Annotated in this window: 14 protein-coding genes; 2 read left to right on the plus strand and 12 right to left on the minus strand. The window is 68.3% G+C overall.

Annotated features, from left to right (window positions below; all coding sequences use genetic code 11):
* Nucleotide 1: 1 nt before the first annotated feature.
* The 9 genes from BR85_RS07180 to BR85_RS07220 all read right to left on the minus strand — a co-directional run bounded on the left by BR85_RS07180 (nt 2) and on the right by BR85_RS07220 (nt 6,931).
* Nucleotides 2-661: a hypothetical protein gene (locus BR85_RS07180; RefSeq protein ID WP_028495923.1), complete on the minus strand. Its 660-nt coding sequence runs from the start codon at nt 659-661 to the stop codon at nt 2-4.
* Nucleotides 658-1,302, minus strand: a complete 645-nt coding sequence (locus tag BR85_RS07185) for a hypothetical protein (protein ID WP_028495924.1) — start codon at nt 1,300-1,302, stop codon at nt 658-660. Before BR85_RS07185 ends, BR85_RS07180 begins: the two co-directional genes overlap by 4 nt.
* The gene (pilM, locus tag BR85_RS14880; protein WP_051526190.1) at nt 1,302-2,366 is read right to left on the minus strand and encodes a pilus assembly protein PilM; all 1,065 of its coding nucleotides are present in this window, start codon (nt 2,364-2,366) and stop codon (nt 1,302-1,304) included. The genes BR85_RS07185 and pilM overlap by 1 nt, the downstream gene beginning before the upstream one ends.
* Before the next feature lie 26 nt (nt 2,367-2,392).
* Nucleotides 2,393-3,205: a prepilin peptidase gene (locus BR85_RS07195; RefSeq protein WP_028495925.1), complete on the minus strand. Its 813-nt coding sequence runs from the start codon at nt 3,203-3,205 to the stop codon at nt 2,393-2,395.
* Nucleotides 3,202-4,905: a polymer-forming cytoskeletal protein gene (locus BR85_RS07200; protein ID WP_155947962.1), complete on the minus strand. Its 1,704-nt coding sequence runs from the start codon at nt 4,903-4,905 to the stop codon at nt 3,202-3,204. Before BR85_RS07200 ends, BR85_RS07195 begins: the two co-directional genes overlap by 4 nt.
* Entirely contained in the window at nt 4,893-5,435 is a 543-nt protein-coding gene (locus BR85_RS07205) for a pilus assembly FimT family protein (protein ID WP_081782683.1), read from the minus strand. The genes BR85_RS07200 and BR85_RS07205 overlap by 13 nt, the downstream gene beginning before the upstream one ends.
* A complete protein-coding gene (locus BR85_RS07210; protein WP_028495928.1) occupies nt 5,432-5,872 on the minus strand; it encodes a type IV pilus modification PilV family protein in 441 nt (146 codons plus the stop codon). Before BR85_RS07210 ends, BR85_RS07205 begins: the two co-directional genes overlap by 4 nt.
* Before the next feature lie 97 nt (nt 5,873-5,969).
* A complete protein-coding gene (locus tag BR85_RS15795) occupies nt 5,970-6,386 on the minus strand; it encodes a type II secretion system protein (RefSeq protein ID WP_051526191.1) in 417 nt (138 codons plus the stop codon).
* Nucleotides 6,387-6,634: 248 nt separating this feature from the next.
* Nucleotides 6,635-6,931, minus strand: coding sequence for a DUF1905 domain-containing protein (locus BR85_RS07220; protein WP_028495929.1), 297 nt, complete (start codon nt 6,929-6,931; stop codon nt 6,635-6,637).
* A 58-nt stretch (nt 6,932-6,989) separates the two neighbouring features.
* Here BR85_RS07220 and BR85_RS07225 point away from each other — a divergent pair, with 58 nt between their 5' ends.
* Nucleotides 6,990-8,165 carry a serine hydrolase domain-containing protein gene (locus BR85_RS07225; RefSeq protein ID WP_028495930.1) on the plus strand — a complete coding sequence of 392 codons (1,176 nt, stop codon included), beginning with the start codon at nt 6,990-6,992 and terminating at the stop codon, nt 8,163-8,165.
* A 6-nt stretch (nt 8,166-8,171) separates the two neighbouring features.
* Here the strand turns inward: BR85_RS07225 and BR85_RS07230 are convergent, their stop codons facing one another.
* From BR85_RS07230 to BR85_RS14890, 3 genes are all read right to left on the minus strand, one after another.
* Complete coding sequence (locus BR85_RS07230; protein ID WP_028495931.1) at nt 8,172-9,161, minus strand: aldo/keto reductase; 990 nt, start codon at nt 9,159-9,161, stop codon at nt 8,172-8,174.
* 90 nt (nt 9,162-9,251) lie between these two features.
* Entirely contained in the window at nt 9,252-11,975 is a 2,724-nt protein-coding gene (gene adhE, locus BR85_RS07235; RefSeq protein ID WP_051526192.1) for a bifunctional acetaldehyde-CoA/alcohol dehydrogenase, read from the minus strand.
* 188 nt (nt 11,976-12,163) lie between these two features.
* On the minus strand, nt 12,164-12,775 hold the full coding sequence (locus BR85_RS14890; protein WP_051526193.1) for a TetR family transcriptional regulator: 612 nt from the start codon (nt 12,773-12,775) through the stop codon (nt 12,164-12,166).
* 128 nt (nt 12,776-12,903) lie between these two features.
* Here BR85_RS14890 and BR85_RS07245 point away from each other — a divergent pair, with 128 nt between their 5' ends.
* Complete coding sequence (locus BR85_RS07245) at nt 12,904-14,391, plus strand: MDR family MFS transporter (protein WP_051526194.1); 1,488 nt, start codon at nt 12,904-12,906, stop codon at nt 14,389-14,391.
* The last annotated feature ends 104 nt before the right edge of the window (nt 14,392-14,495 follow it).

Genomic DNA, 14,495 nt, shown 5'->3' on the forward strand with positions numbered 1-14,495 from the left:
GTCAGTCCTCGGTCCGGAAGAAGGTGAGCACGGTGAGTGTGAGGGTGCCGTCGTCGAACGCGGCGTTCAGCGGAGAGACAAGACGAGGGCCCCTGCCCAGCGCGTCGATGAACGCGGTCGCGGTCTTCGCGTCCGGAACCGCGACCTCGATGTTCACTGTCGCCTGACGCTGCGGCGTCGCCGTCGGCTCCGTCGGGGTGGGTGCAGCGGCGGGATCGGTCGTCGCGGCGGAATCCGTCTCCTCGTCACCCCCCGTGCTCTGTGCACCGGCGGCCGGGACTTCGGTCGGAGCCTCCACCGCGGCAGCTCGAGGAGTCCAGTCCTCCGCATCGGCGACCGTGATCGTCTGGATCGTCAGATCGAGGTCGGTCGCGGCCCCGTTGACGATGTCGAAGACGTCGTCGGACTTCGTGATGGCGGGGATGTCGGCGCGAAGCTCGGCGAGCTGCCGGTCGAGGTCGGCCTCACCATCCTGCGCGGCGGTCAGCTGCGCCACCTGCACCTCATAAACGGCGTTGGTCTGCGCGACCGTCCGCGTGCTGGCATCCGTCGTCTGGGACTGGGACCACATCGGGAGGGCGATCAGAGCAACGCCGGCGACCAGGATCGCCGCGATCACGACGATCCCGAGCAGGTTGATGAACTGCTTGTTGGGGTTCACTCCGATACCTCCGCCGCGAAGTCGCCCGTGTAGGCGGTCTGGTCGTAGTCGATCCGGATCAGGTAGGTGTAGACGCCCGTCTCCGCCGTGACCTCGCGCCCGTCGGCCGAAAGCACGCCGTCGAGACCGCGGATGGAGCGGATGAAGGCTCCCGTCTCCAGCGGCGAGTCGCTCTCGAGCGTCAGGTCGCCGGATGCGCCGATCTCGGCTGCCGGGTCCTCTCCCACGGGAAGGAGTCCGGCCGTCAGCGTGAACCCCGTGAGTGTGACTCCGTCGGGGAGCGCCGTCTCGGCAAGGCTGGTCAGCCGTGACCATTCCAGGTCTGCGCCCATCGCCTGGGTGCGGAATCCCTCGAGTTCCGAAACGAGATCGAGCTTCGCGCGGACGGGCGCGAGCGCAGCGACCTGCGAGAGGAGATCATTGGTGCGGGCGTTCTCCAGCGCGAGGCGCACGGCAGCCGTCGCCTGCAACCAGAACGCGCCCCCGGCCAGGAGCGCGACGACCGCGAGCGCCGCGACGACCCCGCGAAGCCACCGTCGAACCAGGATTCCCCGTTCCCGGCGATCGATCTCGGCTCGAGGCATGAGGTTGACGCGCGGCATACCGCCGAGTCCGCTGACTGCGGGATGTGCGAGCGCCATCAGCGACCCTCCCCCAGCGCGAGACCGATCGTGGTGACGAGGTTGAGGTCGTCATCCGAGCTCTCGATCGGCACCTTGCTGCGCAGGAGCTGGGACGCGCTCAGGAACTCGACCGGCATCGGGATGCTCGCCGCCAGGGCGTCGGATACCCCCGGAACCGTCGCACCGGCACCGGTGAGGAGGACGCGGGTGATGGGCTGCTGGTCCACGGCGCGGTCGGTGTAGAAGCGGAGCGTGCTGGCGAGCCTCGTCACCAGATCGTCGATCGCCGAGGAAGACATGCCGCTTGTGGGCCGCACGCCCGCGGCGCGCGCCGCCGCGCGGGATCTCCGCGCGCCCGCCGTCGGTGGCACGGTCTCCAGTGCCTCCTCGAGGATCGGTGCCGCGGCGTCGGCCATCTCCCCGAGCTGGAAGAGTTCGCGCACATGCACCGCGTTGGTCGTGATGTCGATCGGGATGATGCGGACGAACCGCGGCACTCCTCCCTCGAGAACGACGACATAGCTCGTGTGGTCGCCGAGGTGGAGGGCGGCGACGGTCTCACCCGGCGCCGCCACTCGACGGGCGGCGCGCGCGAGACCGAACGGCGCCAGGTCCACGACATCGACCTTGATCTTCGCCTTGCCGATCGTGCCGACCACCTGCTCGACGCTCTCCGCGACGGCCGCGACGAGGAGCCCTGTCACCTGCCCGGCGTCTTCCAAGACGGGGTAGAAGTCGAGCACCGCCTGTTCCGCCGGGACCGGCAGCAGGTCCTGCACCTGGAAGGGCAGCGCCTGCCGGAGCAGGTCGGGTCGCATCGCGGCCGTCGTGTACTCACGGACGAGGATGCGGCGGCTCGCGAGACCCAGTACGACGTGCTTGCCCTTGATACCGGCGCGCGACCACAGCTGGCGGAGAGCAAGCGCGACAGCGTCGGGGTCGTTCACCTCGGAGTCGCCCGCGGCCTCGGGTGGAAGCGGCACCGCGCCGTACGCGACGAGCATCGGCGACTTACCGACGGTCACCTCGGCAGCCCGAACCCCTTCCTCGGTGATCTCCAGTCCGACGATCGTGTTCGCCATCCTGCTCTCCTTTCCTTGCCGGCGGCTCAGCTCGCGCCGAGCAGCCCCAGATACCAGTGGGCGATGTCCTCGCCGGCGACGATGCCGATCCAGGCGCCTGCGATCATCCACGGCCCGAACGGGATCGCAGTCTTGCGTGTCGCGCGGCGCGCGAGCATCAGTGCGACGCCGATGACGCCGCCGAGAAGGAAGGCGGCGAAGGCTCCGACGATGAGGGATCCCCACCCGAGCCAGCCGAGCGCCATGCCGAGCACGCCGGCGAGCTTGACGTCTCCCCCGCCCATACCGCCGGGGCGTACCAGCCGCAGCAGGAAGTAGAAGGCGTAGAGCGCAGCGCCGCCGATCGCAGCACGGAGAAGCCCTTCCCAGGGTGCGCCGAGGAGGCATGCCGTGGTGAAGAGGACGGCGAGGACGACATACGCCGGGAGCACGATGGCGTTGGGTAGTCGTCGCGTGTCGAGGTCGATGAGCGCGAGCGCGATGCTGATGGATGCGAGATAGAGGTACGCCAGGACGACCGGGATCTTCGCGGCGTCAACGACGTCGGCGAGGAACAGCCCTGCAACGCCGACGAACGCGACGCCGGTGGCCAGTTCTATGAGCGGGTATCGCGCCGAGATCGGCGCGCCGCAGGACGCGCACTTGGCACGCAGCAGCAACCACGACGCCACCGGGATGTTCTGCCACGGCCGCACCGGAGCGTCACAGCGCGGGCACCGGCTCTCACGGGTGAGCGGGATCTTCGCCGGGACCCGGTAGATCACGACGTTCAGGAATGAACCGATCACGAGCCCGAAGACACCGGCGACGACGAAGATGTAGACGGTCAGCGGTGTCATGGCGTCGCGACGTCGTGTCTCGAGAGGAGCGCGCCGAGTGTCGCGATGCCAGTGGGGCCGCCACTCTCGTCATCGCCGAAAGGCGGGCTGCCCGGGAAGCCCACGGGCGTATACCAGTAGTTGGGCTTGCCCGTCATGACGCCGGCTTGGATCGAGCCGCGCCATCCTTCACCGCTGTTGGGGAAATCCACCGTGCACTGAGTGAAGATCATGGCGGAGATTTTGGAGGTCAGACCGGACGGCAACATCTTGGACCCATCGATACTGATGGCGGGAACACCGGCGCAGTTTCGATTGAGTGTCTCCGGGGAGACGAACCACAGACGATGCTCGTGGCCGTCCGCCGATTCGAAGTCCTGGTCCTCGATGTTGAAGGAGGGCGCCACGAAGATCACGTCTGTCTTCAGGCCGGTTACGCCGCTGTACTGATGCAGGTCCAGTCGCGCGCACGCGCTGGCATCGATGATCGTGGGCACGGTGAGGCTCTTGATCTTGTTGATCATCGCGTGCTCCGGATACCAGCTGTACGCGCAAGCACCGGTCCAGGTGATCTTTGCGAAGGCGCCACTGGCGACGAGAGCATCCAAGTCGGTCTGGGTGATTCCCTCCCATTGCGGAGCATTCGGCAACTGAGGGACCGCGACAATCGGCTGGACGCTCGTCTTCGTGACGGAGGTCACCGCCCATGCAGCCTGCGTTCCGCTCGGAAAGGTGAATGTCCCGCCATACATGATGCGGTCGCGCGCGACTGGCTTGCCCCCGGACAGGTTGAGGTTCGCGCCCGCATAGATACTCTGAACGAACTTGGAGCTGAGGGACGTCCCCGTGACGTTGAGCTTGGCGTGGACGCTGCCGTCGATGGTCATTCCCCCGGACATCGTCACGCTCCCGAACGCGGAGACCACATCACCGTGAATGACGGGGCCACCGCCGAGTGTGACATCACCCTTGCCATAGATTCCGCCATCGATGACGCTTCCCCCCGAAACGCTCACCTTGCCGCTCAAGGACACGAGATCTCCGTGGATCTTGGTTCCACTGCCGATGGTCACGTCCTTCTCGGCATAGACATCGCCCGTCACTTCACATCCCCCGACGCCGAAGACCGTGCCCGCGGGGAGGTAGACGGAACCCGCTAGTGCGCCGCCGGAGTTGCATGTGAAGTCGCCGGATCCCCCAGCGTCAGGAATGACCCACACGGTCGATGGGCTAGCCGCATCCACGGCCTGAATCTTCAAGGCGCTCAGGTTGAGCGGCGCGCGGGTGATGAGCGCAGGTTCCTTCTGCACCACAGGGACCGGGTTGTATTCGTACACGGCTTCTGTCGTCGTGGTCGCTCCGCCCGGAGAGCGGCCCACCGCGCGGAAGATCACCCGCCCGGAGAGCGTCACGCAGTCGCGCGCGACCTCATAGGTCGAGCCCGCGCCCAGGTCACCACTGACAGGATCCGACTCGATAGGGGTGTCATCGCAGATATCCGCGTCGCGCAACGCCACCGCGAGAGCCTCGGCGAGACCTGCGTCAGCTGCGGCGCGCGACTGCGCGCTGCTTCTGCTCGACACGACGAGTCCCGAGGTGTTGACCACGATCGTGGCCAGCGCGAGCCCCCCGATCGTCAGAACCAGCATCACCATCAGGACGGTTACGAGGGCGGATCCCTCGTCGCGGCCGCCACGCACACGACGTTTCAGTGCCAGCATGTGAGTCCTCCCCCTCCGACCGCCTGCGCCGTGGCGCCGTCGGTGACGCCGACCGTGACCTGATCCATCGTGATCTCCATGCCGATCTGCACGCTCTTGACACCGATTAGGGCGAAGACGGCATCTGCGCCGAGCGTTCCGTGAACCCCCGTGGCCAACTTCCCCCACGAGGAATCGGCCGCCGGTAGTTCGCCGCTCGTGTCGGCGCGGTAGACGAGTGCTCCTGCCAACAGCTCCCACGCCCGGCACTCCGGTGTCCCGCTCCCGTCGACGTAAACGACATCCAGCCGGGTCCCGGCGCCGTTGACGTGGATCGCCGTCGAGTTTCGGATGGATCGGGCGAGACTGCTCGCCACCACGTTCGCAGCACCAGTGGCAGAGTCTCGCGCGACCCCGTCACGCTGCGCCGTGACACCCTTCGCGAAGGTCACGGCGATGAGGCCGAGCACGAGCGCAGCCACAGCAATGGTGACAAGGAGCTCAACCAGTGTCATGCCCCGGTCGTTGCGCTTGCCGCCACCATCGATCATGATGCCGCTCCGACGGTGAGACGCGTCGGAACCCGGGCGATGGTTGCCGAGCTGTCGGCCACGGTGACGGTGACGAGGACCGAGCGAGGATAGTCACTCGCCGCCGGCGGGCAAACCTGGGTGTATCCCGGGTCGGCGGATGCCGACGCCGTGATGACGAGCCCCGGATTGGCCGGGTCGCTCGCCGCGAGCCCCGACACGGCCGCGACCAGCGCGCTGCAGGTCTTGGTCGAGCCAGCCGACGTAGGAAACTGCTCCCGCAGTTGAGCAATTCGGTCATTCGCGAGTGTTGTCGCGGCGACGACGTCCCGGTTCTCCGTGCTGAGGCTCACGCCGGAGATGAGCAGCGGAAGGACGGCCAGCGAGATCACCGCGAAGAGGAACATCGCGATGATCACCTCGACGAGGCTGAAGCCATCGTCGGATTGGGTGGTCATGCGGGAACACCTCCGAGAGGGTGAGGTGAGTGGTGCCGTGGAGTGACGTCGAGGCCGGCCCGTTCGGGTCGGGCCGGCCTCGAGGTCTGGTCAGGTGTTAGCAGCCGGGGCCGGACTTCACCGCGGTGGTGATCTTGGTGCTTACGCCGGACACACAGAAGTTGTCGACCTGCAGGGGGTCGCCGGCGACCTTCGGCGCGACAGACAGCGTGATCCCAGGGATCTGGCTGGTGCTCTGGGCCTCGAGGGAATCCAGGTTGGTAGCGACTGCGGCAGCCGCCGTGTTCTGAGCAAGGTCAGATGCCACCTGCGACGCACCGTTTGCGACGATAGATTCGAGAGCACTCTCCTCTGCCTGGTCCTGCAGGCCCAGGAAGACGGGCACCGCGATCGCGGCAAGGATGCCGAGGATCACGACGACCACGATGAGTTCGATGAGTGAGAAGCCGCTCTCGTCGCCAGATTCCTCGCGGCGGGCCTTCTCAGCCTGGACATAGTTACGGATGGTGCGCATGTGCGTGCCTCCAGTTGGGGGATTGAACAGGACCGGCTCCTGGTGCGCACGCCGAAAGTTGCGATCCGGGGGGAATCGTCGCTCTCCGGGGGGATCACGCGGTTTCGGGAAACCGTGGGATATGCAGAGCCTGGTTTGGAAAGACCCGCCGCGAGGACGATCTCCCTCTCCGGTCCCCATCATGAGAGTTCTCTCATCTTGTTGTCAATGGGGAGTTTGGGAAAATTGTTACTTCTGTGTTTCGGCCCCTATGCGTCCAGCACGTCGACCCGCACCCGTACGACGTCGCCGTCGCCGATCCCCTCCGCCTCGCGCACGGATCGCTTCAGCGGCAGCACGTAGGCACCGCGCCCGCCATCCGGGAAGATCAAGGTCCGCCACGACGTGCCGCCGATGGTCGCCGCCACCCGGACCGACCCGAACCCACGGGCGGGCCGCGGGATCTCGCGGATCTCAGCGCTGAGATCTTCGGGCAGGGCCGCGAAGAACCACGACTCCGTGCGGGCATCCCACCGGAAGACCTCGCCGTCGAACTCCAGGATCATGCCGCCAGGGTAGCCACGACGTCCTACTCTCGGATCAGACGTGAGGCGAAGGAGCGGCATGGCTGACCCCCGGGACGACGCCCTCGACGCGGCACTCAACGCGGCGATCGCCAACGGCATCCCGTTCGTGATCGCCGGGATCACCTCGCCGACGGCGACCACCTTCCTGCGCGCCGCCGGCTTCCGCTCCCCCGTGACGAGCACGCCGGCCACGGAGGACACGGTCTTCGCGCTGTACTCGGTCACGAAGCTCTTCACCACAACGGCGGCGCTGCAGTGCATCGAGGACGGTCTCCTCGATCTCGACGCACCCGCGCGCACCTACCTGCCGGAGATCGGCGACCGCGAGGTGCTGGTACGCCTCGACGACGACGGCACGATGACCACGCGGCCGCCGGCGCGCGAGATCACACCGCGGATGCTGCTGCTCCACACCGCCGGCATCGGCTATGACATGTTCGACGCGCGCTGCGCGCTCATCGCACGCTCGCGGGCGCAACGCCCGTCGGCGACCCCGCTCCGTGACACCCTGTCCACTCCCCTCATGCACGACCCCGGCGAGCGGTGGACGTACGGGATGTCGATCGACTGGCTGGGCCTGATCGTCGCCGCCGTGCGCGGACGGCGCCTCGAAGACGTGTTCCGGGAACGGATCTATGCGCGGTGCGGCATGACGTCGACGTCGTTCGATGTGTCGGAGGGCATGCGGGCTCGTCTGGCCACTCCGCACCGCCGCGGACGGGACGGCGTCATCGCCCCGACCGCCTTCTCGCCACCGGCAACGCCCGAGCTCGACATGGGCGGCCAGGGCCTCTTCTCCACCGTCCCCGACCTCCTCGCGCTGCTCCGCGTCTGGCTCGGCGACGGCTCCGCCCCTGGCGGCCAGGTGCTCCGCCCCGAGATGATCGACTGGGCGACGCGCGGCGAGCCGGGCCTGACGGTCACTCCCCTGCCGGCCGCGATCCCCGCGCTCACCCGTGAGGTCGAGTTCCTGCCCGGCATCCGGACGTCGTGGGGGTATTCGTTCCTCGTGAACGAGGAGGACGTGCCGGGCGGCCGTCGCGCCGGCTCGGTGTCGTGGGCCGGACTCGGCAACACCCACTACTGGATCGACCGGGCGTCCGGCATCGCGGGCGTCTGGGCGACGCAGCTGCTGCCGTTCTACGACCCGGCCGCCGCAGACGGGGCGGCCGCGTTCGAACGGGCTGTCTATGCGGAGCGGACCCCGCGCTAGAAGCCCTCACCACTGCGGGTGGATGTCGGCCCGCAGCAGCCGGTCGTAGACATCGACGACGGCATCCTCGAACACGGTGAGGTCGGTCTGCCCGACGAGCTCCCCGGCGACGGCGTTGTTCTGCGCCTGCGTGACGCTGCGCGCCCCCGGGATGACGCTCGTCACGCCGGGTCGGGACGCGACCCAGGCGAGTGCGGCGGCGGGCAGCGTGACGCCCATCGGCACGGCGGCGGAGAGCTCCGCGACGGCCCGCAGACCCGTCTCGTAGTCGACGCCGGAGAAGGTCTCGCCCTTGTCGAACGCCTCGCCGTGCCGGTTGTAGGAACGGTGGTCGTCGGCCGCGAAGGTCGTCGCCGCGGTGTATTTCCCGGACAGAAGTCCGGAGGCCAGCGGCACGCGCGCGAACACCGCGATGCCGGCCCGTTCGGCGGCGGGCAGCACCTCGTCGAGGGGCTTCAGCCGGAACGGGTTCAGGATGATCTGGATGTTTGTGACGTTCGGTCGCGCGATGGCGGCGAGCGCCTGCGCGCACGTCTCGACCGAGACGCCGTATGCGGCGATGGTGCCGTCGGCGACGAGCGCATCGAGGGCGTCGTACGTGGCGTCCGACTCGATGACGGCGGTGGGCGGGCAGTGCAGCTGCACGAGGTCGAGGGTGTCCGTGCGGAGGCTCCGACGCGAGCGATCGGTCCACGCGCGGAAGTTCGCCGACGTGTAGTTCTCCGGCTCCTGGGCCATGCGGCGGCCCATCTTCGTCGCGACGGTGACGCCGTGGTCGGGGCGTTCGGCGAGCACGGCGCCGATGATCGCCTCGCTGCGCCCGTCGCCGTACACATCGGCGGTGTCGATGAGGGTGACACCGGCGTCGAGCGACGCGCGGATCACCTCGCGGGCGTCGTCTTCGGAGACGTCGCCCCAATCGGCGCCGAGCTGCCAGGTGCCGAGACCGATGACGGAGACGTTGCGACCGGTACGGCCGAGGCTGCGCTGCTGCATGCTCTCAGCCTACGGCGGCCCCGAGAGCCGCCGCCCGCGCGCGCACGCAGAAGGGCCGGGGATGCTCCCCCGGCCCTTCTGGCGCCTTGACTACGCGCGCTGCGTGTCGCGCTTGGCGGGCTTCACCGCGGGCTTCACCACGGCGATCGTGCCGGTGACGGCTTCGGCCTCCGTGTGCGTCGTCTTGCGCTGGGCGCGGACCTCGTCGAACGACGTGCCGTAGTACGCGGCCTCCATGAGTGTGCGCATGTCGGCGAGCATCGGCATCCGCGGGTTGGCGGGTGCGCACTGGTCCTCGTAGGCGGCCATGGCGACCTCGTCGAGGCGACCGATGAAGCTCGCCTCGTCGACGCCCTGCTGCTGGAACGACCGCTCGATGCCGACCTTGTCGCGCAGCTCCTCCACGGCGCGGGCGTAGCTTTCGACGCCCTCCTCCGGGGTGGATGCCGGCAGGCCCAGGTGCGCGGCGATCTCCTGGAAGCGCTCCGGGGCGACGTAGCGCTCGTACTTCGGCCAGCTGGTGAGCTTCGTGGGGATGCGGCCGTTGTACCGGATGACGTGCGGCAGGTAGATCGCGTTGGTCCGGCCGTGCACGAGGTGGAACTTCGATCCCGTGACGTGGGCCATGGCGTGCACGATCCCGAGGAACGCGTTGCCGAAGGCCATGCCCGAGATCGACGCGGCGTTGTGCATCTTCTCGCGGGCCCGGATGTCGGCGGCATCCGTGCTGTTCGGCTTCGCCTTCGCGCTGCGCTCGATGTTCTCGAAGATCAGCTTGATGGCGTGCAGGCACAGGCCGTCGGTGTAGTCGTTCGCGTAGACCGACACGTACGCCTCGGTGGCGTGCGTGAGGGCGTCGAAGCCGGCGTCGGCGACGAGGAACCCGGGCAACGCCGAGGTGAGCACGGGGTCGATGATCGCGACCGACGGGGTCAGGGCGTAGTCCGCGAGCGGGTACTTCATGCCCGTCACGTCGTCGGTGATCACCGCGAACGGCGTCATCTCGGAGCCCGTGCCGGACGTGGTCGGGATGCAGACGAGCTTGGCGAGCTTGCCGAGCTCGGGGAACTTGAACGCGCGCTTGCGCACGTCGAAGAACTTCTCCCGCATGTCGGAGAACTGCGTCTCCGGGTTCTCGTACAGCAGCCACATGACCTTCGCGGCATCCATCGGCGACCCGCCGCCGAGGGCGACGATCGTGTCGGGCTGGAAGGAGCGCATCTCGGCGGCGCCGGCCTGGACGCTCGAGACGGTCGGCTCGGGGAGCACCGTGTCGATGATCTGCAGGTGCACGCGGCCGGGGCGGCGGTTGAGCACGTCGATGATCTTGTCGACGTAGCCGAGGTTGGTCATCGTGGCATCCGTCACGATCGTGACGCGCTCGACGCCCTTCATGTCGATCAGGTAGCGGATGGCGTTCGGCTCGAAGTACGTCTTCGCCGGCACCTTGAACCACTGCAGGTTGTTGTTGCGCCGTCCGACGCGCTTGACGTTCAAGAGGTTCACCGCCGAGACGTTGTTGGAGACCGAGTTGTGGCCGTACGAGCCGCAGCCGAGCGTGAGCGAGGGCATGAACGCGTTGTAGATGTCGCCGATGCCGCCGAGCGCCGAGGGGCTGTTCTCGATGATGCGGACGGCCTTGACGACCGCCGCGAACTTCGCGATGACCGCCTGGTCGTTGGAGTGGATGGCGCCGGAGTGTCCGAGACCGTCGAAGTCGACCATCTGCTTGGACAGCTCGATGCCCTCATCGGGCGTCGCGGCGCGGAGCACGGCGAGGACGGGGGCGAGCTTCTCGCGCGTCAGCGGCTCGTGTGGGCCGACGCCGGAGACGTCGGCGAGGAGGATCGAGGTGTCCTCCGGGACGGTGAAGCCGGCCTGCTCGGCGATCCAGACGGGCGACTGTCCGACGACCTTCGCGTTGAGCTTGGCCTCGGCGCAGTTCGCGCTGTCGGCGCTGACACCGAAGATGAACTCCTCCAGCATCCGCTTCTCGTCGGCGGTCACGCGGTAGGCGTGCAGCCGGGCGAACTCGGCGAGGGCCTCCTCCGCGATCGGCTCGTCGAGGATGACGGCCTGCTCCGAGGCGCACACCATGCCCATGTCGAAGGACTTCGACAGCACGATGTCGTTGACGGCGCGGCCGACCTTGGCGGTGCGCTCGATGAAGGCGGGGACATTGCCCGCGCCGACGCCGAGGGCGGGCTTGCCGCAGGAGTACGCGGCCCGGACCATCGCGTTGCCGCCGGTGGCGAGGATGAGCGCGACGTCGGGGTGGTTCATCAGCTCGCCGGAGGCCTCCATGGAGGGCTCCTCGATCCACTGCACGCAGTACTTCGGGGCGCCGGCGGCGATGGCCGCATCCCGCACGATGCGGGCGGCCTCGGCCGAGCACTTCTGTGCGGACGGGTGGAAGCCGAAGACGATCGGGTTGCGGGTCTTCAGCGCGATGAGCGCCTTGAAGATCGCCGTCGACGTGGGGTTCGTGACGGGGGTCAGTGCGCAGATGACGCCGACCGGGTCGGCGATCTCGGTGATGCCCGTGATGTCGTCGTGCGAGATGACGCCGACGGTGCGCTGCTTGATGATCGAGTGCGTGACGTGCTCGCACGCGAACATGTTCTTCACGGCCTTGTCTTCGAACAGACCGCGGCCGGTCTCTTCGACCGCCATGACGGCGAGGTCGCCGTGGTGGTGGAGCGCGGCCACGGACGCCTTGCGGACGATGTGGTCGACCTGCTCCTGCGTGAACGATGCGTACTCCGCGAGGGCCTGCTGACCCTGTTCGACCAGAGCATTGATCGAGGTGGACATGATTCCTCTTCTCCTCCCGGCACGGGTGCCTTCACCCGCACCGTTGCTTGCCGGGGGTTCGAGATCCAGCCTCAGACCCTCTCGTGCCTCCAGTATGCACCTTGTGGTCTGACCACACAAGTGGGTGCGCGAAAACGCGCCCGTGCGGGGCAGCGGGGGCGGGAGGGGCAGGAAGCGCCGGGATGCCGTCAGCCGAGGGTGCGGGAGAACGCGGCGCGCGCGTCGCGGAAGACGTCGACGGGTTCGCCGGCACGCTCGGCGAGCGCCTCCGCTCCCCAGCGGTCCCAGGTCACGCGCCAGAGCGCGGCGACGACCGCGCCCACGACCTGCGCATCGAGGCCATCGACGTCCGGCCGCGCCTCCCCGATCCGGGCGCGGACGGCGGCCGAGATCTCGGCATCCTGCGCGCCGACGTACGTCTCCAGCTCGGGCTCACGCGCGAGCAGCTGCGCGATGCGCCGGTGCTCGTGCCGGTCGGGGTCGCCGGCATCCTGGATCGCGGAGTCGAGCGCGTCGGCGAAGGCGGACAGCACCGCACCGAGGTCGGACGCGTCCGCATCGAGCGCGACCGCGCCGAGCGAAGCGAGCAGCCGCCCTTGGACGGGGAACGCCGCCCCCTCCTTCACCGGGAAATAGCGGAAGAACGTCCGAGAGGAGATGCCCGCGCGCTGCGCGATCTGCTGCACCGTCGTCTCGCGCAGGCCCTGCGCCTCGAAGAGGTCGAGCGCCGCGCGGTGGATCTGCGACGTCGTCTCCAGGCGGCGCCGGGCGAGCAGGTCGAGGTCGGCATCCATGCTCATGCTCCGTTTCTAGCATCCGATTCCTGCATCCACCCCCGAGACGGTGATGGCACTTTGTGTCATTCTGTCACACTGTGCCATAATGGATTGTTTGGCCGAACGGCCGTCGACGAATCGGAGCATGCCGCATGACCCCTCCCCACGAAGGACCCACCGCAGAGCTGGAAGAAGAGCTCGCCCTCGCCGCCAAGGCCGACGAACCCGAGCGGGTCGAGAAGCGACGCATCGCGAAGGTGATCGGCGTGCTGGCACTGTCGGCGTTCGTCATGATCCTCAACGAGACCGTGCTCGGCGTCGCGCTGCCGGTCATCATGGACGATTTCGCCATCGCCGCCTCGAGCGCGCAGTGGCTCACCACGGGCTTCCTGCTGACGATGGCCATCGTGATCCCGACCACGGGGTTCCTCATCCAGCGCTTCACGACGCGTTCGCTGTTCGTCGTGGCCGTCGGGATGTTCCTCGTCGGCACTCTGGTCGGCGCTCTCGCGCCCACCTTCATCGTCCTGCTCGTCGCCCGCATCGTGCAGGCCGCGGGCACGGCGATCATCATGCCGCTCCTCATGACCACGACGCTCACGTCCGTGGCGCCGCGCTACCGCGGCACGGTGATGGGGCTCAACTCCGTCGTGATCTCGGTCGCCCCCGCGATCGGCCCGACCCTCTCGGGCATCGTCATCCACAGCTTCGGCTGGCGCGCCGTCTTCGGCTTCATGCTGCCGGTCATCGCCATCCTCTTCCTCGTCGGCGTCGTCGCCATCCGCACCAACCACGAGACCCGGCGCCCGTCCTTCGACGTCGCCTCCGTGATCCTGTCGGCGTTTGCATTCGGCGGCATCGTCTACGGACTGGCCTCGATCGAGTCGCTGATCACGCACGGAGCGTGGCAGCCGATCGTCGCCTTCGTCGTCGGCATCGCCGCGCTCCTCGTCTTCGTCGTGCGTCAGGTGTCGCTGCAGCGCACCCGCGACGCGGCCCTGCTCGACCTGCGCCCGTTCACCGTGCGGAACTTCCGCCTCAGCGTCTTCATCGTCATGATCGCCTTCGGCACGATGCTCGGCACCGTCACGGTGCTGCCGATCTACCTGCAGAAGGGTCTCGGCATCAGCGCGCTGGCCACGGGCCTCGTGCTGCTGCCCGGTGGCGTCATCCAGGGCGTGCTCTCCCCCGTCATCGGGCGCGTGTACGACAAGATCGGCCCACTGCCGCTCGTCATCCCCGGTGCGGTGCTCCTGGCCGCCGGCCAGTGGGCGCTGACGACGCTCGGGGATGCCACGCCGCTCGGCGTCGTCATCGCGATGCACCTCGTGTTCTGCGCCGGCATGGCGCTCATCATGACGCCGCTCATGACGCTCTCGCTGAGCGCGCTGAACCCGCGCCTGTATGCGCACGGCAGCGCGATCATGAACACGCTGCAGCAGCTCGCTGGCGCCGCGGGCACCGCCGCGCTCGTCGCCGCCCTGACGATCGGCGCCGCGGCAGCGGCCGGCGACGAGGTCGCGACGGGGATCGCCGAGGTCGTGGGCACGCAGCACGCGTTCGTCGTCGGGGCGATCATCGCCTCGGTCGCCGTCGTGGCCGCGCTCTTCGTGCGCCGGACGCCGGTTCAGCACCGCTGAGCCTCGGGGTTGTCGCGCCGCGGTCGGACTTCGGTCCGGCCGCGGCGTTCTGCGTTGCGGGCGGGGGTTTGGGGTCAGTCGAGGTCGCCTCGGGGGCCCTGTTG

It is taken from the genome of Microbacterium sp. UNCCL10 (assembly GCF_000746195.1).
GTDB lineage: Bacteria > Actinomycetota > Actinomycetes > Actinomycetales > Microbacteriaceae > Microbacterium > Microbacterium saccharophilum.